At 40.8% G+C, this 21,494-nt stretch carries 20 protein-coding genes; 9 read left to right on the top strand and 11 right to left on the bottom strand.

Annotation, left to right across the window (positions count from 1 at the left end; translation table 11 throughout):
• Positions 1 to 62: 62 nt before the first annotated feature.
• Entirely contained in the window at positions 63 to 560 is a 498-nt protein-coding gene (locus ACHSBP_RS03340; protein ID WP_105173063.1) for a TlpA disulfide reductase family protein, read from the bottom strand.
• A gap of 91 nt (positions 561 to 651) precedes the next feature.
• Between ACHSBP_RS03340 and ACHSBP_RS03335 the strand changes: the two genes are divergently transcribed.
• Positions 652 to 1,074, top strand: coding sequence for a YqaA family protein (locus tag ACHSBP_RS03335; RefSeq protein ID WP_395388144.1), 423 nt, complete (start codon positions 652 to 654; stop codon positions 1,072 to 1,074).
• Here ACHSBP_RS03335 and folX read toward each other — a convergent pair.
• The 3 genes from folX to folM are packed head-to-tail and all read right to left on the bottom strand — an operon-like array spanning position 1,071 to position 2,707.
• Positions 1,071 to 1,433, bottom strand: a complete 363-nt coding sequence (gene folX / locus ACHSBP_RS03330; protein ID WP_395388143.1) for a dihydroneopterin triphosphate 2'-epimerase — start codon at positions 1,431 to 1,433, stop codon at positions 1,071 to 1,073. The genes ACHSBP_RS03335 and folX overlap by 4 nt on opposite strands.
• Before the next feature lie 2 nt (positions 1,434 to 1,435).
• Positions 1,436 to 1,990 carry a GTP cyclohydrolase I FolE gene (folE, locus tag ACHSBP_RS03325; protein ID WP_010561370.1) on the bottom strand — a complete coding sequence of 185 codons (555 nt, stop codon included), beginning with the start codon at positions 1,988 to 1,990 and terminating at the stop codon, positions 1,436 to 1,438.
• A 9-nt stretch (positions 1,991 to 1,999) separates the two neighbouring features.
• Positions 2,000 to 2,707 carry a dihydromonapterin reductase gene (folM, locus tag ACHSBP_RS03320; protein WP_010561369.1) on the bottom strand — a complete coding sequence of 236 codons (708 nt, stop codon included), beginning with the start codon at positions 2,705 to 2,707 and terminating at the stop codon, positions 2,000 to 2,002.
• A 453-nt stretch (positions 2,708 to 3,160) separates the two neighbouring features.
• On the opposite strand from folM, the gene ACHSBP_RS03315 reads away from it, so the two are divergent.
• Entirely contained in the window at positions 3,161 to 3,943 is a 783-nt protein-coding gene (locus tag ACHSBP_RS03315) for a TSUP family transporter (RefSeq protein WP_395388142.1), read from the top strand.
• A gap of 11 nt (positions 3,944 to 3,954) precedes the next feature.
• On the opposite strand, the gene ACHSBP_RS03310 is transcribed toward ACHSBP_RS03315, so the two are convergent.
• From ACHSBP_RS03310 to ACHSBP_RS03295, 4 genes are all read right to left on the bottom strand, one after another.
• On the bottom strand, positions 3,955 to 4,155 hold the full coding sequence (locus tag ACHSBP_RS03310) for a hypothetical protein (RefSeq protein WP_010561367.1): 201 nt from the start codon (positions 4,153 to 4,155) through the stop codon (positions 3,955 to 3,957).
• A 9-nt stretch (positions 4,156 to 4,164) separates the two neighbouring features.
• Entirely contained in the window at positions 4,165 to 5,184 is a 1,020-nt protein-coding gene (locus tag ACHSBP_RS03305; protein WP_395388141.1) for a diguanylate cyclase, read from the bottom strand.
• A gap of 178 nt (positions 5,185 to 5,362) precedes the next feature.
• Positions 5,363 to 8,491 carry an efflux RND transporter permease subunit gene (locus tag ACHSBP_RS03300; RefSeq protein ID WP_395388140.1) on the bottom strand — a complete coding sequence of 1,043 codons (3,129 nt, stop codon included), beginning with the start codon at positions 8,489 to 8,491 and terminating at the stop codon, positions 5,363 to 5,365.
• A 9-nt stretch (positions 8,492 to 8,500) separates the two neighbouring features.
• Positions 8,501 to 9,649: an efflux RND transporter periplasmic adaptor subunit gene (locus tag ACHSBP_RS03295; RefSeq protein WP_395388139.1), complete on the bottom strand. Its 1,149-nt coding sequence runs from the start codon at positions 9,647 to 9,649 to the stop codon at positions 8,501 to 8,503.
• A gap of 187 nt (positions 9,650 to 9,836) precedes the next feature.
• Here ACHSBP_RS03295 and ACHSBP_RS03290 point away from each other — a divergent pair, with 187 nt between their 5' ends.
• The gene (locus tag ACHSBP_RS03290) at positions 9,837 to 11,111 is read left to right on the top strand and encodes an amidohydrolase family protein (protein ID WP_395388152.1); all 1,275 of its coding nucleotides are present in this window, start codon (positions 9,837 to 9,839) and stop codon (positions 11,109 to 11,111) included.
• Positions 11,112 to 11,133: 22 nt separating this feature from the next.
• Here ACHSBP_RS03290 and ACHSBP_RS03285 read toward each other — a convergent pair whose 3' ends face one another.
• Positions 11,134 to 12,126 carry a GlxA family transcriptional regulator gene (locus ACHSBP_RS03285; RefSeq protein WP_395388138.1) on the bottom strand — a complete coding sequence of 331 codons (993 nt, stop codon included), beginning with the start codon at positions 12,124 to 12,126 and terminating at the stop codon, positions 11,134 to 11,136.
• A gap of 99 nt (positions 12,127 to 12,225) precedes the next feature.
• Here ACHSBP_RS03285 and ACHSBP_RS03280 point away from each other — a divergent pair, with 99 nt between their 5' ends.
• Positions 12,226 to 12,639, top strand: a complete 414-nt coding sequence (locus tag ACHSBP_RS03280; protein WP_010561361.1) for an MAPEG family protein — start codon at positions 12,226 to 12,228, stop codon at positions 12,637 to 12,639.
• Positions 12,640 to 12,704: 65 nt separating this feature from the next.
• Here the strand turns inward: ACHSBP_RS03280 and ACHSBP_RS03275 are convergent, their stop codons facing one another.
• Entirely contained in the window at positions 12,705 to 13,448 is a 744-nt protein-coding gene (locus tag ACHSBP_RS03275; protein ID WP_395388137.1) for a helix-turn-helix domain-containing protein, read from the bottom strand.
• A 187-nt stretch (positions 13,449 to 13,635) separates the two neighbouring features.
• On the opposite strand from ACHSBP_RS03275, the gene ACHSBP_RS03270 reads away from it, so the two are divergent.
• The 4 genes from ACHSBP_RS03270 to ACHSBP_RS03255 all read left to right on the top strand — a co-directional run bounded on the left by ACHSBP_RS03270 (position 13,636) and on the right by ACHSBP_RS03255 (position 17,035).
• Entirely contained in the window at positions 13,636 to 14,595 is a 960-nt protein-coding gene (locus ACHSBP_RS03270; RefSeq protein ID WP_395388136.1) for an ABC transporter substrate-binding protein, read from the top strand.
• On the top strand, positions 14,588 to 16,468 hold the full coding sequence (locus ACHSBP_RS03265; RefSeq protein ID WP_395388135.1) for an ATP-binding protein: 1,881 nt from the start codon (positions 14,588 to 14,590) through the stop codon (positions 16,466 to 16,468). The genes ACHSBP_RS03270 and ACHSBP_RS03265 overlap by 8 nt, the downstream gene beginning before the upstream one ends.
• Positions 16,469 to 16,575: 107 nt before the next feature.
• Positions 16,576 to 16,839 carry a hypothetical protein gene (locus ACHSBP_RS03260; RefSeq protein ID WP_010561357.1) on the top strand — a complete coding sequence of 88 codons (264 nt, stop codon included), beginning with the start codon at positions 16,576 to 16,578 and terminating at the stop codon, positions 16,837 to 16,839.
• Between the two features lie 22 nt (positions 16,840 to 16,861).
• Positions 16,862 to 17,035, top strand: coding sequence for a hypothetical protein (locus ACHSBP_RS03255; protein ID WP_010561356.1), 174 nt, complete (start codon positions 16,862 to 16,864; stop codon positions 17,033 to 17,035).
• A gap of 28 nt (positions 17,036 to 17,063) precedes the next feature.
• On the opposite strand, the gene ACHSBP_RS03250 is transcribed toward ACHSBP_RS03255, so the two are convergent.
• On the bottom strand, positions 17,064 to 19,298 hold the full coding sequence (locus ACHSBP_RS03250; protein ID WP_395388134.1) for a DUF5916 domain-containing protein: 2,235 nt from the start codon (positions 19,296 to 19,298) through the stop codon (positions 17,064 to 17,066).
• Between the two features lie 164 nt (positions 19,299 to 19,462).
• On the opposite strand from ACHSBP_RS03250, the gene ACHSBP_RS03245 reads away from it, so the two are divergent.
• Positions 19,463 to 21,448, top strand: coding sequence for a transcriptional regulator (locus tag ACHSBP_RS03245; RefSeq protein WP_395388133.1), 1,986 nt, complete (start codon positions 19,463 to 19,465; stop codon positions 21,446 to 21,448).
• Positions 21,449 to 21,494: the final 46 nt, after the last annotated feature.

Here is a 21,494-nt window from a genome sequence, read left to right as displayed (position 1 = left end):
CAACTGGAAACGACCAATCCGCGAATTTACGCGTTATAAGATTTAAATGGTGTATTCTTTTGTTACCAAAGCACTTTTTCAATGGTGTTTGGCGCTTCACCAATCAAGGTCGAAACCACACGATTTTGCTTATCTAACAAGATAATACGTGGCACACCCGCGTTGGCAAATTGACTATAAATTTTACGTTCTGGATCAGCCACCATGGTGAAGTTAGTTGCAAACTTTTCTGAAAAGTTCACTAAGCTTTGCGTATCTTCTTCTCGACCAATCGCAATAATCTGCAGATCAGGGTCTGCGATAAGTGGCGATGCCATTAACTGTTTAACAAAACGCTGTGAATCACTACACCAAGTGGCGAAAAGTAACACTAACTTGCGCTTGTCTTCGGCCAACTCAACCGTCTCACCTTTCATATCGTTAAATTGTGAGATAGGAAAAGATTCACCTTGAGCAATATAGGTTTCGTAATTCGGTTTCTGGTAGGTGGTTTGATTTTTTGGCGTTTGCGCACAACCTGCTAGCGTTCCTAGCAACATCAGAGGTAATAGGTATTTCATTTATATTCCATATAATTATTTACGCTGGACTCAGTGTTAAAAATTTAGCATCATGCGTCAAGCTATCACTGAGTAATATTTAAGTCCTTGTTTGAGCTACCTATCACTATTTTTTACCGCATTTATTGCTGCAACACTACTTCCCACAGCCTCTGAAGGCATGCTTGCTTATCTCACCCAGCAACAATACAACATTGCTTTGCTGTGGTTTAGTGCAACATTGGGTAACACTTTAGGTAGCTGCGTTAATTGGTGGTTAGGAAAGGAGCTTAATCGCTTTAAAGATAGAAAGTGGTTTGCAGTATCTGAGCAACAACTAGACAAAGCACAGCAAAGCTTTAATCGTTACGGCAGAGCCAGTTTATTATTAGCTTGGCTACCCATTGTGGGCGATCCACTAACCTTTGTTGCTGGCATTATGCGGGTGCCGTTTTCTATTTTCGTATTGCTTGTAGCTATTGGAAAAGCACTGCGATACGCCATAGTTATCGCTATGGCGCTACAGTTTTTTTAGCTTGCCTTTTGCCATGCAAGCGTAAGCGATACCGAATCTGCAAAGCGCAATGCATGTGGCTTATCAATAGACACTTTGGCAAATGTCACACTTGAATGGCGATGACACTCTTCCAGTACATCAGCTACCAATTTTTCAAGCAGCAAAAAGTGGCCGTTTTCCACCAGCTCAATCACTGCTTTGGTGATGTCTTTATAGTTTACCGCTTGGTCTACTTGATCGGTAACACAGGCCATATCGGCCGGATAATGCACTTCAATATTAATCACTACATCTTGCTTTTTTTCACGCTCTTCAGGGTTAAAGCCAATGTAAGTGCGCAGGCGTAAATTCGTTATATTTATAATCGCATTGAGCATAGTTACCCCTTAACTAACTGCAAGAATTCATTGCGTGTTTTTGGATCTTCACGGAAGTTACCCAACATCACAGACGTACGCATTTTGGAGTTTTGTTTCTCTACACCGCGCATCATCATGCACATGTGTTTGGCCTCAACAATAACACCCACACCTTTCGCGTTGGTAACTTGTTGCACCGCTTCAGCAATTTGATGTGTAAGCTGTTCTTGAATTTGAAAGCGGCGTGCAAACATATCAACAATACGCGCAAACTTTGATAAACCAAGTACTTTACCATCGGGAATATAGGCAATATGACAACGACCAACAAAAGGTAATAAATGATGCTCACACATAGAATACAGCTCAATATCTTGTATCAACACCATGTCGTCGGCATCTGAGGTAAACACTGCATTGTTGGTAATTTCGTCAAGCGTTTGGCGATAACCTTTTGTTAGGTACTCCATTGCCTTGGCAGCTCGTTTTGGCGTATCAAGCAGGCCTTCGCGCTCAGGATTTTCGCCAACCGCTTCAATAATTTGTCGGTAGTTTTCAGCTAGTTTCTTTTCCATTGTTCTGTCCTATTTTAGGTGGCGACCACCATCGAGTTGCAATGTGCGTCCTGTCATATAATTGCTGTTTAGAATCATTTCGATACCATTAATAACTTCTGCCGTGCCGGGTTCTAACGCCATAATCGATTTTTTCAGGGTTTTTGCACGGTAAGCATCGTCATCATGGTCATTAAAAATAATTAATGACGGCGCAATCGAATTTACTTTCACTTTTGGCGCTAGCTTGGCAGAAAATGAACGCGTTAAATTATCAAGTGCCGCTTTACTCGCGGCATAAGCAATATGCTTTGGGCTACCTTTTTCAACAACGTAATCAGTAATATGGATAATATCACTGTGTTCGTCGCAGCTATTTTGTAATAAAGGCATAAGTGCTAAGTTTAATAAATAAGGCACTTTTGCATGAATATTCATCATGTTATCAAATAAACTATTAAAGTCTGGGTTCTTGCTTTCGCAATCCCAACTTGATGCATTATGAATAATCGCACTGAGTTCGTTAGTGTAGCTTTTAACTTGTTCTACCAACTTTTCTACGGCATCACTTTGCTCAAAGTCACATGCTAAACAAATAGCGCCAAGCTCCAACAACTCATTTACTGACGCATGTTTAGTGCGATAAGTAATAATCAGTTTGTCGCCTTTATTTAAAAAATGCTTTGCTAAATCAAGGCCAATACGCTGCGCTGCGCCGGTAATTAATATTGTTGCCATATAGTTTTAATAAATTATCGTTGAGGTTTTATGTTTCTAATTTAACTATAAACCTAACTTCTTGATTTATTAAGTGGTTAAGCAAATTAAACTAAATTACACCGAGATTTATACTGTTTTTCACGACGCTTAGATCTGTAATGTGCCTTTTATTGGTTGCTTGCTTCAGTAAATTCATTTTTGTAGCAGCTTGATAGGGTTTTATAAAAAGCAAAAGCTGCGTGCCATATTCTATGTAAGTCAGCCTATAGCACACGCAAAGGTAACGCTGTAATTATTTACCTTGTCTTTGTATCAAATACTTTGCTATTTTGTAAACAATTAGAAATGACAGCGCTGTCCATGAATTTTAAAAACCGAAGCTACCGTCAATACATTCCCCTTTTATTTTTAGCTAGTACTTATATTTGCTGGCTATTCATGCAGGGAATTAACAGTGCATTGGCTAATTTTATGTCGCAAATTAGTATTGCGATTACTATGGCATTCGGGTCATTTGTTGCTGGCGGTACAGCGCTTGGCGGCGGTGCTGTGGCTTTTCCAGTCATGACAAAAGTGCTGGCCATTGAACCTGCTACTGCGAAAGTATTTTCACTCGCTATTCAGAGCTTTGGGATGACAGCTGCCAGTCTCACCATTATATTTAGCGGCATTAAATATTACCGTTCGGTTGTACTGCTTGCGCTTTTTGGCGCATTACCCGGCATTGCTATCAGCTTGTTGTTTATTGCTGACCTTCTGCCTAGATTGGTCACAAAATCTCTGTTTAGCGTTTTTTTATTAGTCTTTGCCATCACCCTGCTTCGTGCTCATTGGAAGGGTAAACAGCAGTTAGATATAGACTTCGGCTGTAAAAAGAAAAATGCGTTGGTGGTATTTGTGGCGTTGTTAGGAGGTATCGTCAGCGGCTTAATTGGCTCAGGGGCAGATATCGCTATTTTTGCCTTGTTAATGCTGCATTTTAAAGCTGATTTAAAGATCGCGACTGCCACGTCAGTCATCATTATGGCGGTAACATCAGTATTTGCTAGCGTTATAAATTTCTTATATTTAAACGCGATAACCGCGCCAATATCTCAATATGTATTGGCGGCGATTCCGGTTGTTGTGGTAGGCGCACCTCTTGGCGCATACTGCTGCGCAAAAGTACCTAAATCCGTGTTATTAAGCTTTTTGCTACTGCTCATTGGTCTTGAAGTTGCCTTTACCTTGTATGAAATAATTGGCAATTTATAAAACTCTTCAGGTTACTCAGGTAAACGTTCAGAGCTGTGTATTTGGTCGTCAAATAGTACGTCATTATCGGCAACATCTAATCCCATACAATCGCGCAACGCTTCAAAACAATCTATGTTGGCTTGCGCCCACATAATATCATCAGCCGTCACTTTAAGACGTCCTTCGCTTTGCGCTCTTTGCATTGCTAACATTTCAATTAACGTTGTCATCGTTGTTCCTTAAGCAACAATAATGCAGTTTCTACCTGATTCTTTCGCTTTATACAGTGCTTTATCTGCACGTTCGAGAAGCATTTCACACGATTCACCATCAAACTCGGCTACACCAAAACTGGCTGAAATACTGCGTAATGATTTGCCTGTTTTATTGTCTTTTAACGCCAAACGTTCAATATCGACACGAATTTTTTCTAAATAATTAACCGCTGAGCGCTTGTCTTTAAACTGGCTCAAAATACAAAACTCTTCACCACCATAGCGATACGCAGCATTAAGTTCATCGGCGTGTTTTTTTAATCTTTCAGCAACCACTTTTAGTACGAGGTCGCCTTTTTGATGACCGAAATCATCGTTAAATTGTTTAAAATTATCGATATCCACAATGGTTAAATAGAGCTTTAAAACACTGTGGTGACTGTTACACAATAAGTCGAGATCTTCATCGAATGACTTACGATTATTAAGGCCTGTTAAACCATCTTTCGATGCCGCTCTTTTCGATTCATTGAGCTCACTGCGCAGTTTGGAAATCTCTTGATATGCAGCACGTAATTGCTGCTGAAAACGCTCGGTTGTATGCTGCATGCTTTTTGATTCTTCCGACAGCTTATTAACTAACTCTAAAATATCTCGTTCTGATGCGTCTTCTTTTGAAAAGTCGCTCAGTTCTTGATTACATGAATTCAAAATTTCACTAAAATCACTGGCTGAATTTAAGGTTTGCCCAACGTTCTTTTCAACCTCAGCAACAACTGCATTAATGTCTTCAGCAACTGAATCAAACAGCTCAAGATCTTTGTCTGATAAAAACTCTTCAAATAAATCCCGTGACAATGCAGGCGGGCAAGTACCAAAGGTTCTTAACGCAGAATCGAGCTTTTGATTTAACTTGGGATGGTTACCAGATACATAGCTATACCATAGCGCATAATTTGCGGGGGTAACCGCAATATTGTACTTAACCATTAACGGCACAGCTTTGCGTAAACACTCCGCTGAGTGAGATAAGGTATTTTTCAAACGAAACTCCACTTTATAATCCTTATGCGTTCCGTAGCTATCATTCGTGTACGATTTTTAGCCGCAATATAAGTGTTCTTAAAAAGTGTAGTCGAGGAAAATTGAATTGCTAAAAACTATTCAGATTTATAGGGATTTAAAGCAATTAAAAAAGCCCTAATAAATAGGGCTTTTTCTGTTAATTTTGCAAGCTGGTTTTCCTTCCGAAAAGGCTGGTGATTTTATTCCATAACCAAATAAACCCATTGCCAAGATCTTGTAAGATAAGGTACATACATGGCACTAGCACTAGTGTTACCAATGTGGCAAACAGCACCGAGAAGCCAAGAGCAACTGCCATTGGGATAACAAAGCGCGCTTGTAAGCTGGTTTCAAACATAATTGGCAATACCCCAACAAACGTGGTGATTGAGGTCAGTGTAATTGCGCGAAAACGTGCACACCCCGCTTTTGTTACCGCCTCTTTTATCGATGCGCCTTGCGCTCGCATTTGGTTAACAAAATCGGTCATAACTAGGGAGTCATTAATAACCACCCCAGCTGCAGCAATAAGACCAAAGGTCGACATCAATGAAATATCTAAACCAAACGAGAAATGTCCCCAAATTGCTCCCACCATACTAAATGGAATCACCGACATAATAATTAACGGCTGGAAATAACTCTTCAGTGGCACTGCCAGCAAAATATAAACAATAAACATACCAGCTACGAAAAACAGTTTCTGCTCATTGGCCTGCGCTTGCTGCTCTTCAATGGAACCGCCAAGCTCAGATTTTACGGTTGGGAACTGCTCTTTAAGTTGTGGAAGTAATTCATCTTTAACCGATTTAACAACTGCATCGGGCTCAACCACTTCTTCATCAATCGCGCCCCAAATATACACACTACGATAACCCCCTTCACGGCGAATATAACTAATGCCCGGCTTTTCAACTAAATCCACAACATCACCTAACATAACTTCTTTGCCGCTAGGTGTTGTGATAACGGTATATTTAAGTGACGAGTACGCTTCGCGTGTTAATTTAGGATAACGCACCATTACCCGCACTTCTTCGCCATTACGAATGACTCGCTGCGCTTCGCCACCATAAAAACTCGCGCCTACCTGATTAGCAATATTGGCAAGATTAAGCCCTAGATCGTACGCAACAGGCTTTAAGCTGATTTGCACTTCTTTACTGGCAGGGTCGATTGTCGAGCTAATATCAAACAGACCTTTTTGTTGTTGCAACATGGCAATAAACTGACGACCTGCAGCATTTAAAGTATCGATATCTGGGCCAAATAACAGATAACCAAATTCGCCATCATTACCGCCACCGTTTACATCATCTTGAATATTAATTGATTTAAGTCCCGGAATTTCGGGTAATGCTTCACGCCAACGACGCGACAGTTCAAAGGTGTTATATGGTCTTAATTCTTCATCAACCAAAGGAACAACAAGTTGGCCTTCGGTACGACCTTGGTTAAACACCAACATATCGCGGATCATGGTTTGTCCGGTATTTGCTTGAGTTTCTTTATCTATTTGTGTGATCACAGCTTCAATTGTTTGCAACGCAGAAATAGTTTGCATATCTGAAACGTTATCGTTCATTTCAATACGAATAGTTGGGAAGTCATGTGGTACTTTTGGTGTTGGTACAACGCGCACATAGTTACCGGCAAGCAAACCGACACTAATCATTAGTAACGCAACAAAAACAGCAAATACAGCGTAGCGCCACTCCACACACTTAATAACAAAACGCTGATAAGGGCCATTTACAAAGCCAAAAAATCGCTTGTTAAACTTGGCTCTAAAGCCATCTGTTTTTACTTCACTAAAATGGGTGTGCGCCAAGTGAGCGGGTAAAATTAGCTTAGATTCAATCAAGCTAAAGATTAAGCACAAAATAGAGACTGCAGCGATACTGACAAAAAACGCACTTTCAGGTCCACTTGATAGCGTAAACGGCGCAAATACCGCAATGGTGGTTAGTACACCAAAAGTCGCCGGTGTCGCTACCCGCTGCGCACCACGCACCACACTTGTTACGCCAGGGCCGGACCGTTCAATTTCACTATAGGCACTTTCGCCAATTACAATGGCATCATCAACCACAATACCCAACACCATAATAAAGGCAAAAAGCGATACAATATTAATGCTTACGCCGACCATCGGCATCATCATCATGGCACCCAAGAAGCACACTGGCAAACCCACCATCACCCAAAGCGCCAATTTAAAACGTAAGAATAGGGTTAGCATTAAGGCTACTAAAATCGCACCTTGAAATAGGTTTTTCAGCATCATATCGAGACGCGCATTGAGGTAATATGTCATATCAACAATGCTCTCAAGCTGCACGCCCGGTGGCAGTGTTTTATTACGCTCTTCAATATAGCGGTTTACCGATTCCGCAACTGGAATCATATTCTGGTCTTTCGTTGCTTTTACCGACAAAGAAATCGCATTGGCACCCGACATTTGGAAATAGCGTTCTCCTTCAACAAATTGGTCTTTAATTTCCGCAATATCACCAAGCAATACTTTTGCGCCATTGTTGCCCACCTTTACGGGGATTTGACGGAATTCATCGCCTTTATAAAACTGATTTTCCACACGCACAGAAATAATGCCCGAGTCGGTTTTCAGTTGGCCTGCTGAAATGTTGGCAGAATAACGACGAATCGCATCACTTACTTGGCTTAAGGTGAGATTATATTTACGCAGCTGATCGGGTTGAATTTCAACCGCTATTTCATCGTCTGGCGTGCTTAAGTTAACCAGTGAGACATTTTTTAATTGCAGCAATTCTGTCTCAACTTGGCGTGCAATTGGTTTTAGCTGAGTGAGCGGCAAATCACCGACTAACGCCATGTTGATAACATCTTGCTGAAATTCTATCTGCGAAACGGTAACAGGCTCCATTCCAGCAGGGAAAGTGGCAATGCCATCCACTCTCAGTTTTACTTTATCGAGTACTTCAGCCAAGTTTTTATCAGGGTCGATCTCTAGGGTTACACTACCGCCATTACGAAACGCACGCGAAATGCTTTTTTCGATTTCAGTAATGTCTTTAATCGACTCTTCAATCTTGATTAAAATGCCTTCTTCAATTTCTTGTGGCGAGGCGCCTGGGTAGTTGGCATTAACCGTAATATAGTTAATTTCAATGCTGGGAAACATTTGTCGCTGAATCGTTGCGTAGCTCACAATGCCCATCAAAATAATGAAAAACATCATTAAGTTGGCGGCAACTGAGTTATTGGCAAAAAAGGCAATTAACCCTGTTTGTTGATTATGTTTCATGGTTTGCCCTTACTTTAGCGCTTCGCTTGATTTACTTACTGCTAGCTTTACCGCCATGCCCTGCTGCGGGTATTCAGGCAGTGTTAGTACCAGCTTCTCATCATTAGTAAGGCCTTTATCAATCAAAAAGAATGCCCCTTCACTGCGCAATATATTTACTTCTTTGGCTTGCAGCTTTTGCTCGTTATCAACAACCCATACAGTACGGTTGTTCACAAGCTCTTGTGGCAATTTAAATACTTGCGATAGTTGCTGACCGCTAAACGACACTTCGACATATTTACCAAATTTTAAGTCGCTACCTTGGCTTTTAAGATTATATGGATCGTCAACCTGAACCACGATATGGCTCATTCGCGTTGCACTATCAATTATCCCTAAGTCACGCGCAATTTTGCCTTGGCGAGCGAAGCCGTTAACGCCTTTATAAGAAATATTTACAGGTGTTTCAGCAAGCGGTGAAGGCAAAAATAAACTATCAAAACCAGCAATCGGCACAATGATTTCAGCGGTTTCAATGTTGTTTAACTGAGCCACTTGAGTGCCCTTGTTAACAAACTGGCCCACGCCAATATCACGCGAAATAATTAACGCATCGTAAGGGGCTTTTACTTCGCAATCAGCAAGGTCGCGTTGTGCACGCATTAATGCAGCTTGTGCTGATTTCACTTGTGCTTGTGCGCTAAGCACTTGTGGTTTTCTTAAAAATAAATCGGTGCGTGGTTTATTCGGAAAACGTTTGGCTTCATCTTCCGCAACTTGTGCTTTTGCTTGCTCTTCAATTAACGCTGCTTGCGCGCTAGTAAGTGCGGCTTCGGCTTGCAACAATGCAGCCTGATAATTATCTTTTTCAATGGTAAATAACACTTCACCACGTTTTACTAAACCACCCGCAACAAAGTTCTTATGCCAAGACATCACTTCGCCCGAAACTTGCGCCGCTAAATGCGTTGTTTCTAGCGGTTTTACCTCGCCAAAACTGGTTAGTACAACTTGATGCTCAACCGCTTTTAATGTTGAAACGCTTACCGTAGGACGGGTATCAACAGGCTTTTTCTCGCCATCATCGGCGGCACTTGATTTGATTAAACTAAAACCTAAGGCTCCGATAATAAAAATACCGATTGGTACTAAAATTTTGACGAGTAACGCTTTCATTTATGACTTCCTGTTGATTTTATGCACGCTAAATATAACCCAATTTTGCAGATAATTTTAGCCTATATCCATGATGTTACGTTTATTTTTACCGTGTGGATTTTTAACTTGGTTAATTATCGAGTTTTTCTTCACTATTGCGAACAGCTATGGGATAACAAATAAAAATCAGCAGGAGTTTGTAATTATGTTTAAACGTACACTTATTGCGTTAGCAACACTCAGTAGTTTTTCGGCAATGGCAGGGCAGCTCGTATTAAATGCCGATGCCGCACTCGATATCAACACAGGTAAATTAATTAAACCAGCCACACTGGTCATTGAAGATAATAAAATTGTGAGCCTTAGCAAAAGCAATCGCAAAGCTTACGCACCTGATGCCAAAGTAATGGAACTAAAAGGCTACACATTATTGCCTGGGCTTTTTGATATGCATGTGCATTTAACAAGTGACGCCCAAGTACACGGTTACAAACGCCTGCAACGCACTACACAACGCTCCGCAATTACTGGAGTGCGTAATGCAAAACGTACATTGGAGGCCGGTTTTACATCGGTACGTAACCTAGGCGCACTAGGCTACGCCGATATCGCGCTAAAAGATGCAATTAAAGATGGCGATGTACCCGGCCCTCGTATTTTTGCGGCTGGGCCAAGCCTAGGCGTTACTGGCGGCCACTGTGACAATAATTTATTAACCCATGAACATGCAGTGACGAGTCAAGGTGTTGCCGACGGCCCTTGGGCAGTGCGAGCAAAAGTGCGTGAAAACATCAAATACGGCGCTGATGTTATTAAATTTTGCGCTACCGGTGGCGTGCTATCAAAAGGCACCAAAGTGGGCGCACAACAATATTCACAAGAAGAAATGACTGCGATTGTTGATGAAGCCCATTTACGCGGCCTAACGGTAGCAGCACACGCCCATGGTACCGATGGTATTAAATCGGCAATTAAAGCAGGTGTTAACTCGGTTGAGCATGTCAGCTTTGTGGATGATGAGGCAATCCAGTTAGCACTTGAAAAAGGCACTTACTTCTCGATGGATATCTATAACACCGAGTATATTCTTAGCGAGGGTAAAAAAGCCGGCATTCTAGAAGAAAGTTTGAATAAAGAACGTAAAGTAGGTTCGCGTCAGCGTGCAAGTTTCACTAAAGCGGTAAAAGCGGGGGTGAATATGGTGTTTGCATCTGACGCTGGTGTATATCCTCACGGTGACAATGGTCACCAATTTAGCCGCATGGTGAAATTTGGCATGACTGAGCTACAAGCGCTACAGGCGGCAACCATTAATGCCGCAACGTTACTTAAACAACAAAACTCTCTTGGTTCATTAGATGCTGGGAAGTTTGCCGACGTGATTGCAGTAAAAGGCAATCCTCTTGAGAACATCAGTACAATGGAACAGGTTGATTTTGTTATAAAAGACGGCAAAGTTGAAGTTAATTTAATGAAATAAAAAAGGGGCACTTGCCCCTTTTTTACAATTCAAAAAATTCTTTGTTTCTGCGGTATTCACCCATACCCACGCCTTTATGTTTAATAAATAATTTACGAAACGCGGCGTCATCTTGATAACCTAAACCCAACGCAATTTGCTGTGCCGTTTTATTGGTTGTTTTTAACAAACCACACGCGCGTTCAATGCGTGCAATTTGCACATATTGCATGGGCGCAACGCCTAACAGCTTTTTGAATCGACGAGTTAATGTACGCTCACTAATATTGAGCTTATACGCCATAGTTGATACATCGATACTGCTATCCAAATGATCGCAGATCCACTGCTCTAGCTTTCGCATTTCCGCATCTTGGTGTTCAGGTAAATCATTTAACGCAAAAAATGCGCTTTGTTTTACCTGCTCAGTATCTATCAATAGATAACGAGCAACTGTGTCGGCAATATCTTTACCTAAGTAATGACGCACCAAATACCAAGTTAATAGCAGGAAGCTCGATGTGGCACCACAGGTTAAAAACTTACCATCAAGTCGCAACATCTCACTCGTATCGAGTTTACAACCCTTTATGTGACGCTGAAAAAAACTATCTAGCCACCAGCTCGCGGTAATTTTTTTATCAGCCAGTAAGCCTGTGTGCGCCAGCAGCGGAACAGCGGTGCATCCCGACATTACCAATTCGGCATTTTCTGCGAGCTTAACAATATGCGGATGAAACGGCTTTAGGCTTTTGCATAGCTGCCAGAGCTCCTGATAGCTGCGGTATTGGCTGCCAGGCCAAATCACCACATCAAATTCACTGGTTTCTTCAAGCCATACATCCGCTTTAAACACCAATCCTTGGCTCGATTCTACGTATTTTTTATCGACACCTATTAGCTGCCAACTAAAGGCATCTGCATTTGCGCCAGTGCGTTTTTTGTAAACACCATTCGCCACATTGAGTACATCAATTACACCTGTAACTGCGGTCGCCATCACACCTTGATTAACCAATATACCAATTTTATGCATGTCTTTAATTAACCTTTTTTAGTCAGTTAAGACACGTTATAGCAAGCTTTTTAGCAATACACTAGGCCTTACCGTGTTTACTTAAGGAGAAAAAGACACATGATTTGGATATACGGCCCTATTTTGGCACAGCTAGTTCTGACCTTTTATTTACTGATCCGTGCCGCAACAAAGCGCATTATCGCAGTGCGTAAAAAACAGCTCAATTATAAAACAGTACAAAATATTAATTACAGCGAAATGCCGCAAGATATTTTGTTAGCAGGGCGCAGCTATGACAATCAGTTTCAACAGCCAGTTTTATTTATTATTCTATTAGGCTTTTTATCGTTTCATTCTATTGAAACGCTCATTTGGATGATTGCTGCTTGGAGTTATGTTGCGCTACGGTTTTGGCATGCATTTGAGCATATCTCTGCACGCAATTTAAAAAGGCGTACATATGCATTTGGCATCAGCTCATTATTACTTATGGCAATGTGGATGACGTTTTTATTAACTCAGTTGTTCTGAGCTAAAACGTTAAAGCACTTAATTGGCCATTAAGTGCTTTAACATGATCGGCTTACTTGATTACCCTAGTTCAGTTTAAATAATCGCCTTTCTAATACAAAACCCATAATGCCTGATGCAAATAGCAGTACGCCAAGCACTTGCAACCATGAATTAATTGGGCGGCGAATCTTTTTACTCATTAAGTTATCAAGCTTATAAATGCGTCTGCCCCCTGCGACAGTCTCGGTAAAGCTTGGGCCTTTATACTCTGGTGTCATTTGCACTAATGTAACGCGACGTTTTGCCATTTCTAAGCTTAAGGATTTTTGTTTTTTCTGCCTTTGTAATGCCGACAACTCCTCACCTGTATTTAAATAATACCTTTCCCAACGCGAAAATATATCCGCTGGTTCATCGTCTTTCACCACACCAATCGATTCATAGTGATACACATACTCATTAAAAATAAGTTTGCTGTAACCAATAAAAAACAGGGTCGAGGCCAACACGATGCTTATGCTAGCAGCCAATAAAAAGTTGCGCCTTTGCGTAAATTGATTTTGTGATTTTTGCGCAATAAGCTGCTCTATGTCGGGTATTTGCTTTAGCCGTGACATGTCTTTTTGCACTAATTCGTCTGTTACAAAGTCACTCAGTGACACCTGAAACGCAGCGAGTATTTTCCGCAAAATGTCATTCGATGGGAGCGATTTATCATTTTCTAACTTTGATAAATACGATTGTTCAATACCGGCTTCAGCTGCTAATTCGGGTTGGCTTAACCCTTTTTCTTGTCTTAATTGTTTTAACTTTTCGCCTAATGTCATTGTATATTCCTTAATTCGTTAATTGTCCGTCGCTGGCCAGCAAACACACTTATTCTTGGCTAGTCATTGGAAAATAAACAGCTGAATATTTTAGAATATTGAAGAATTTCATATTTTTACTTTGATTTATACCACTTACCATAAGGTTTTCTATACTAAATAAAAAAGCGTTAGGCGAAGACAAATAATGAAACCAATCCATCTAATACTAGTTATTTTTACCAGCTTGCTATTAAGCTCATGCTCTCAGCCTCATAATCCAAAAATCAAACTGGCAATCAATCCATGGCCAGGTTACGAGTTTTTATATTTAGCGAATGAAAAAGGTCTATTTAAACAAGCGGGATTAGATATAGAAATCATTGAAGCACCGTCATTGGCTGAAGTAAAACGCTTTTTCCGACAAGGCAAAGCAAATGCCATGACCAGTACCATGATCGAAGCTGTGTCATTAGCTGCGCAGCATAAAAAGCCGATATCAATTGTATTAGTAACGGATTACTCAAACGGCGGTGATATGATTTTAGCAAAGTCGGACATTAGCGAACTTAGCCAAATTAAAAGTAAACGTGTAGGTGTTGAGCTTGGTTCGCTAGGTTCATTCTTTTTGCATCAAGCTCTGGCGAAGCACGACTTGGCACTTAATGACATTGAAATGCTAAACATTGAGCAGCTTGATGCGCCAGATGCATTTGATAAAGATATTATCGACGCCTACGTAACCTACCCTCCCTATTCCAACTTACTATTAAATGAATTTGAGTTACAAAAGGTGTTTGATTCGCGTGAAATACCTAAAACGATTTTAGATGTGGTAACGGTTTCAAGCGAGCTAGTTGAACAAAACCCAGATTGGATAAAACGCTTTCATAACGCATGGCAAGCAGCGCTTGATTACGCGAAACAGCACCCTATTGAAGCAAACAATATTATGGCTAAACGCGAAGGTATTAGCGCAGATGAATTTGCCGCAGCTTTTCAGGATTTAAAGGTGTTATCCGCAAATGAGCAGCGAGAGATACTCTCGCCAAAAGGCTTATCGCAAAACATGCAGCAAGTGTGTACTGTGCTAAATGAAACAAATAGTATAAATTTTGAGTGCAACGCGCTCTCGCAGTTTTTATCTATAGGGAAATTAAGTGACTGAAGGCTTAACGCTCGGAAAGCGAATAACTTTACTGCTCAGTATTATCTATATCACCGTGTTGGCGGGGTTAGTATTGTTTAATAAACACAATGCAACCCAGCTTTCTAAAGCAATGATGAAGCATGAAGCCGAGTTAATTATTGAAAGCATTGTTGTTGCCACAGCCAATCGCATTAGCACCGCAAACTTTAAACGCGTTACAAGTGCAATCGGTGCAAACGATGCCGTAGATCATGTACTTATTGCCAAAGCAGATTCAGGGGTTATTTTAGCAAGCAACCAAGCTGAATTAATTGGTGAATCGTTTACCTCTTCTCATTTTCGCTTTAGCCAACTACTCGATAACCTAAACTTTAACCAAGCACCCGATTACTTTTACTTTGATAACCAGCTTATTTATTTAGCCAGCTTTGAAGCGGTATCGGAAGACCGCCGCGCACTTGAAGATCTCATTGTTATTTTTGTGATAAACACCAAACAATTAGGCAACTATATCGCGCTGTCTAACCAATATATTTTCTTCGCCGCCCTACTTGGCTTTTCAATCACTATGGCACTAAGTATTTATGTAATTCGTTCCCAAGCAATTGTGCCGCTATATCAATTGTTGAACTCTATCCGCGCGGGCATTAAATCTCGTAAACCAAAAAAAGTATCGGTTCAACGCAGCGATGAAATTGGCGAACTAGTCAATGCATACAACGACTTGCTCGATAATTTGCTAACCAAGCAGGCCGAATTAAAGAAAGAAACCGAAAAGAGCCAATTGGCCGCGCAAGCTAAGTCAGATTTCCTCGCCGTAATGAGTCACGAAATTCGCACTCCGCTAAACGGTGTACTCGGCACAGCAACACTGCTTGCCAAAACATCAATGACCGAACAACAACAGCAACAACTTGATGTGATCACCAGCTCGGGGCAGCAATTGCTCGCAACCATCAATGATATTTTAGATATCTCGAAAATCGAAGCAGGCAAACTTATACTGCATCCCGTGCCGTGTGAAATCAACCAAATGCTAAAGAACGTTGTTGATATGTTTAATGCATCGGCGATGGAAAAAGACGTTAGTATTATCGCAAATTATACTAATCAAACATCTTATGTGGCACTTGATGATGTGCGCGTAAAACAGGTATTAATCAACTTAATTAGTAATGCGATTAAATTCACTGAGCAAGGCACTGTGTCGGTGTCGGTAGAATTAACCGCAACGGGACAAGGAAAATATTTACTCACCATCACGATTGTTGATACCGGCATAGGTTTAAGCGAAGCGCAAATTGATTCTTTATTCACTAAGTTTGTTCAAGCAGATGCCAGTACAACCCGCAAATATGGCGGCACTGGACTCGGTTTAGCCATTTGTAATGCGCTAGTAAAACAAATGAATGGCGCAATTGAAGTTGCCAGTAAACTTGGTCAAGGATCACGTTTTGTTGTGACCTTACCGTGCGATGAAGTTGAAAAACCAGAGCTAAACCTAGACGCCACACACAATATTGAAAAAGTCGTCGATGCAGCTATTTTACTAGTAGACGATGTACCGCTAAACCAACATATCGCAAAAGCGATGCTTGCTGAACATACTGTCACAACAGCAAATAATGGGCTTGAAGCCGTGGCGAAAGCAAAAGAGCATCAATTTGATATTATTTTAATGGACTGCTTAATGCCTGAATTAGATGGCTTTGATGCCACTAAGCAAATACGCCAATTTGATACAAATACCCCCATTATTGCGTTAACAGCCAGCAATCAGAGTGAAACCAAAGATAAATGCTTAGCCGCTGGTATGAATGACTTTTTATCTAAACCTTTGGTTGAAAAAGACTTACTCAATATGATCAATCAATGGGCGAATCGCCCATAAGCAAAATTAAATAAATCCAGTAATCACCGAATATCGCCTTTAAACACTTTTAAGCTCATCGTTTTTAATTTTTGCTTAGTCTAGCCTTAACAAATTAAGGAGGCATTATGCTTAAAACATATAAATTAGTGTTAGCTGGACAGCAAATACGCTTAACAAAAAATGATCAGCAGGATGCAAAGCTTTATATCAACGGACAAAAGCAAACCTTAATTAAGCAGTCATTTAAAAATCGCACTAACTACTTAGCTAAGCTTGAAAAAATGGGTGATTTTATTATCAGCCAGGTAACAACTCGATTAGGCCAAGAAATTCGCTTTTATTTAAAGTCAGCAGGCCAAAATCAGTTGCTATTTAAAGCCAACGCGTAAGAAAACAACTTAAGGAATCGATATGTTTTCAACTGTTACTCACTACCTAATTTTAGCGGCACTGCTTATCACGGCCATTTTCTTTTATACCGTTTCGTTTCAAAGCGGTACTTTTTTGGTAATTATATTAGGTGTGTTGTTTGAGCTAGCGTTTTGGATAAAGCTTGTAAAAGGCAAGAAAAAAGCAAAAACCTAGGGCAGTTAGGTTTTTGCTTTGGTGTTAGCTAAAACAGATAGCGTACTTTAAATGTAACAAACTCTTGATCGGGCTGCTGCCAATTGCGCTCTAATGTTGCAAAGCGGTTATTAGTTAAATCGCGTTCAATTAATTCGTTACCACCACGCCCATAAACCAAATAAATATCTGAATATGCGCCCATTTTATAGCGCAGTTTTAGTTGCAAGTTGAAACGCGAATCATCAAAGCTGGTATCGCGAGTGTCGGCTTGCAAACCATTTTGCGAAACACGATAAACCTGCTTACTTTGCGCCTTCAAACTCGCCCACTGAAATGTCGAACTAAATTCAAGATTATCTAAAATTAAACCTGAAATTTTAATATGGTTTGCATAGTAATCACGGTCGTATTCGGTAATCACATTTTGTTGATTTGCTACCAACCAGCCATCACCCGTACGGAAGTAATTGTTAAATGCAATGCGCCAATTTGGGTGAGGCATTAGCGTTAAATCAACAGCGTACTGATCAGCACGGCCATTTAACCCCTCTTGATCATTTTGGTAACTCGCTGCCCAACTAAACATACCTGTATAAGGGCTAATGTACATCACGCGAGAAGTCCAATTATCATCAACATAAACTGCGTCCGTGCCATAGCCTAAGTTGTCGTGCCATGCTCCTGCGTAGTAATTAATTATGGTTTCAAATTGGCCGCCATTTTCTAGATTTAGATTCACTAAATATTGCGGATTACTGGTTAGCTTTAAGCCATTATCATCGGTATGATAATTAATACTGGCCTTTTGCAATACGCGATTAAACCACTTATTGTCAGTGTTGATAGCATGGCTAAAGTTGATTTCACTGGCACGCCAATTATTACGTTCGCTGTATCCTAAGTCGTTATTATCAAAACCATCATCAAGTCTTAAGTAATTAGCTGAAATTGATGTGTTTACATTAAATTGGTACTTTGCATTTAGCGATATACCAGTACCTTGTGTACTTACCCCCTGCTCGCTTATATCCGTGTGCATTAATGCAACCTGACCTGACCAGGTATCACTTTGATACTGACTATCCCAAGCATAACTGTAGGCATCTCGATCTAACCATGGTCGCTTGGTTTTAGTTGCCAACACACCGGTTTGCCAGTTTTGCTGCGCCGTTTGCTGGGTGTAATTAATGCGTCCTGCATAAAAGTCTTTGCCCGCTTCTGAGGCTAAATTATCTTCCGCTACAGCAAAACCCGCCAACTGCAAGTTTTCACCTTGATGGACAAAGCGCGCAGCCACATCAATTGGTGTAATTAATTCACTATTATCATCACTGCCCGCACCAATACGACGAGTGTGAATAAGCTTTGTATTGCGCTCGGACGGAATGCTAAACACACTAATATCTTGAGTAAAAAACGGACGCTTATCAGTGCGTAATGTTTCCACTGCAGAATAATTCAGCACCACCTCGTCACTGTCGACCTGACCAAAATCAGGATTCACCGCAACACTTAACTTATGGTGGTGATTCGGCTTATAGACTAAATCAAACCCTAAGTTTGCATCGCCATCATTCGCCACAAAATCGTTTGAATAGCTGGCATAAGGCACAAATACCCACTGCTGACTCTGTGGTATTTTCACCTGCACTTTTGGCATTTCAATGTAAAAATCGCTATTGCCAGTGGTTTGTGGCTGCGAACCATAAATATAGTTTTTCGCTAAATCATAAAGCTGAAGCGATACACCCACTTGAGAGTAGCCGTTGTTGTCTTGTTTATGGCGAAACGACACTGCATGCCATGGAATAAACGCTTCTATCGACCAAAAATCATCGGCTTCATAAAATGCAGATTGCCAAGCGCCATCCCAATCATAGTCGGTTGCTAATTGCGGCGTCAGTACCGCATCTTGAATACCGCCACCCAGCGTTACCGCAAATAAATACGCGCCACTACCATCGCCTGAAAAATCGATAACAAAGCGATTGAAGTCTGCTTGCATAAACGCATCTTGCAAGTTGTATTGCTTTTTACGCTGCTCCTTTGGCTGATAATTAATCATGCCGATATACATGCCTTTTTCATCGCTGTAGACTCGCCCCTCCACTTTGTTTTTATGTTCTGACAAGGTGGCTGGCACTACCTGATAAAAGGTTTGGTATTGAGTGGCATCCTGCCATATATTTTCAGCGAGCTGACCATCTAATGTGATTGCCGATTGCTCGGCCAGTGTGGCAAAGCTCACAAGTGTAATTGAGTAAATTAACGGATTTTTCATAACGGCTCATATGCGGTTTATTTGCATTACATATCAGCAGAAAAAGCTGCTTAAAAAGCTGATTTTTTTCTTAATAAAGCTGCTAGAAGTCTTATATTTATTGACTTTAATCTGCAAAACCGTATTTTTGTTATTAAAACTATAAAAGGCCTGTTTAAACAGCTATGGAAAACGCTCATACCCCAAGACAAGGTACATTTAGATTTGCAGAGTTTGAATTTAATGCATCTAAAGATGAGCTTTGCCTGTGGCAAACAGGTCAGATAGAAAAACTTGAACCGCAAGTGTCTCAGTTGCTTGCCATGCTGATAAATAATGCGCAGCAAGTTATTTCAAAAGAACACATTCAAACCGCGTTATGGCCAAACACCATAGTTGAACAAAACAGCCTGTATCAACTGTTAACTAAACTGCGAAAACTACTAAGTGATAGTTCACGCAATCCTCGCTTTATAAAAACAGTGCCGAAAAAGGGTTACTGTTTTATTGCCAATGTTGAGCTTGTTAGCAATGCGCCAGCGCAAGTAAAAACCATAGAACGCAGTAGTCGAAAGTTTCACCCACTATTGGCAGTGCTGCCGATTTTAGTCGTGTGTTTTAGCGTTTGGGCGTTTTTTAATAGCCAAGAAAGCGAGTTTGAAGTTCCACATTATGAACTTCATGATGTGAGCTACGATTTAGGGTTAGAATTTGATGTAAGCGTACATCGTGAACACGATTTAATGGCGTACATTAAAGATATCAAAACGCTCACCATTACCGATAAGCAGGGCCAACAGTTATTCAATCGCACCTTTGCTCATCGAGTTGGTTTTCCCGCTTGGCAACACAAAGGAAGGCTATTAGCATATTGGCAATTTATTGAAGATAAATGTGAACTTTCAATTATTTCACCGCAAGGTGCCACCAGCCACCGCGCTAACGGCATCGTGTGTGAATCGGCAAAACCGCCTGTTTGGAAATCAAATGACGAGCTTATTTTAAGCATCTTACAGCAAGGTGTATTAGTGCCCTACTTGTACCGCATTGGTACCGAAGAACTTATTGCGATGCCACTTGAACGCCCTGCTCAAGCTGAATACAAAGGGGCTATTTCAGCATGGGATAATCGCGTTTATTTTCTATTTAATTATATTGACCACACCAGCAAACTGGTGTCACTTGATGGCAAAGAAGCGCTTAGCTGGCCATTTCCAGTTTGGCTTGTGGCCTATAATCCAAATAACGGTGCCATTGTCAGTAACGATGAAAGTCAGCGCCATAATTTAATAGCAACGCACCGCGATGGCCAAAGCTATCCTATTTACAACACCGCTCAAGGTCTTTTCACCAGTGCTTCAATTGATAAAAATGGCGATATCTACACCGCAATTGAAAGCTGGCAAGTGAATATTCGAGATAAAGACAACTTGCCGATTTTCTCAACCTCAAGCATCGATTATTTACCTGTCAGTAATAGTTTAGGTGAAACCGCATTTATGTCGCGCCGCAGCGGCGTTTGCGAAGTGTATTTGCATGCTGACAACAAGGTAACGCGCCTTTCTAATCACAAAGGTTATGAATACGTTAAGTTTTTAGAATGGCGGCCGGATTTAAGCATGCTGCTGTCGAACCGCGATATGGATTTAGCGCTATATGATCGCAAAAGCCTGATTTTGCAGTTTACCACTGAGCTAAATAGCACCATAAAAAATGCCGGCTGGTATGATATGCAAACGGTTTACGCCTTTGATGGCACCAAAATACAGCTCTATGATTTACAAGGCAGAGTGCTTAAAAGTATTGATTTAAATGCACAGTTTGCCTATTTCGATAGCAGTAATAGCCGTTGGTTAGTGCTACAAGACAATCAATTAATTAGCAAAACTGATTTAACTGAAAGCGGCGAAAATCTCGCAAAACTTAGCCGCGAGCAAACGAATTTATTGCACAATATTCGCATTAAAAACAATGCTCTGTATTGGCAATCATCATGGTCAAAGCAAGATAAAATTTGGCGTCTCGACCTTACTAACCCAAGCGATATTACACTGGTAAAACAAGGTAATTTAATTTGGCATTTTGATATTGATCCGTACGAGCAACTCACTATCGCACGCATGGAAGCGATCGAAGGTGATATTAAGCGCTTATCGCCAGAGTTGAACTAATACCAATTCACTTAAATAGCTGATCATCCTAGCGGGCTAAATATCA

Origin of the sequence: Pseudoalteromonas sp. XMcav1-K (assembly GCF_044005875.1) — a bacterium.
In the GTDB taxonomy this organism is placed as follows: Bacteria; Pseudomonadota; Gammaproteobacteria; order Enterobacterales; family Alteromonadaceae; genus Pseudoalteromonas; species Pseudoalteromonas spongiae.
Note: the sequence above shows the minus strand (reverse complement) of the source record. Positions and strands in the feature narration are given on the sequence as shown.

Coding starts and splice junctions, on each gene's coding strand:
- ACHSBP_RS03340 (WP_105173063.1), bottom strand. CDS start 560: ATGAAATACCTATTACCTCTGATGTTGCTAGGAACGCTAGCAGGTTGT.
- folX (WP_395388143.1), bottom strand. CDS start 1,433: ATGCTCAATGCGATTATAAATATAACGAATTTACGCCTGCGCACTTAC.
- folE (WP_010561370.1), bottom strand. CDS start 1,990: ATGGAAAAGAAACTAGCTGAAAACTACCGACAAATTATTGAAGCGGTT.
- folM (WP_010561369.1), bottom strand. CDS start 2,707: ATGGCAACAATATTAATTACCGGCGCAGCGCAGCGTATTGGCCTTGAT.
- ACHSBP_RS03315 (WP_395388142.1), top strand. CDS start 3,161: ATGTCGCAAATTAGTATTGCGATTACTATGGCATTCGGGTCATTTGTT.
- ACHSBP_RS03310 (WP_010561367.1), bottom strand. CDS start 4,155: ATGACAACGTTAATTGAAATGTTAGCAATGCAAAGAGCGCAAAGCGAA.
- ACHSBP_RS03300 (WP_395388140.1), bottom strand. CDS start 8,491: ATGAAACATAATCAACAAACAGGGTTAATTGCCTTTTTTGCCAATAAC.
- ACHSBP_RS03295 (WP_395388139.1), bottom strand. CDS start 9,649: ATGAAAGCGTTACTCGTCAAAATTTTAGTACCAATCGGTATTTTTATT.
- ACHSBP_RS03290 (WP_395388152.1), top strand. CDS start 9,837: ATGTTTAAACGTACACTTATTGCGTTAGCAACACTCAGTAGTTTTTCG.
- ACHSBP_RS03285 (WP_395388138.1), bottom strand. CDS start 12,126: ATGCATAAAATTGGTATATTGGTTAATCAAGGTGTGATGGCGACCGCA.
- ACHSBP_RS03280 (WP_010561361.1), top strand. CDS start 12,226: ATGATTTGGATATACGGCCCTATTTTGGCACAGCTAGTTCTGACCTTT.
- ACHSBP_RS03275 (WP_395388137.1), bottom strand. CDS start 13,448: ATGACATTAGGCGAAAAGTTAAAACAATTAAGACAAGAAAAAGGGTTA.
- ACHSBP_RS03270 (WP_395388136.1), top strand. CDS start 13,636: ATGAAACCAATCCATCTAATACTAGTTATTTTTACCAGCTTGCTATTA.
- ACHSBP_RS03260 (WP_010561357.1), top strand. CDS start 16,576: ATGCTTAAAACATATAAATTAGTGTTAGCTGGACAGCAAATACGCTTA.
- ACHSBP_RS03255 (WP_010561356.1), top strand. CDS start 16,862: ATGTTTTCAACTGTTACTCACTACCTAATTTTAGCGGCACTGCTTATC.
- ACHSBP_RS03250 (WP_395388134.1), bottom strand. CDS start 19,298: ATGAAAAATCCGTTAATTTACTCAATTACACTTGTGAGCTTTGCCACA.
- ACHSBP_RS03245 (WP_395388133.1), top strand. CDS start 19,463: ATGGAAAACGCTCATACCCCAAGACAAGGTACATTTAGATTTGCAGAG.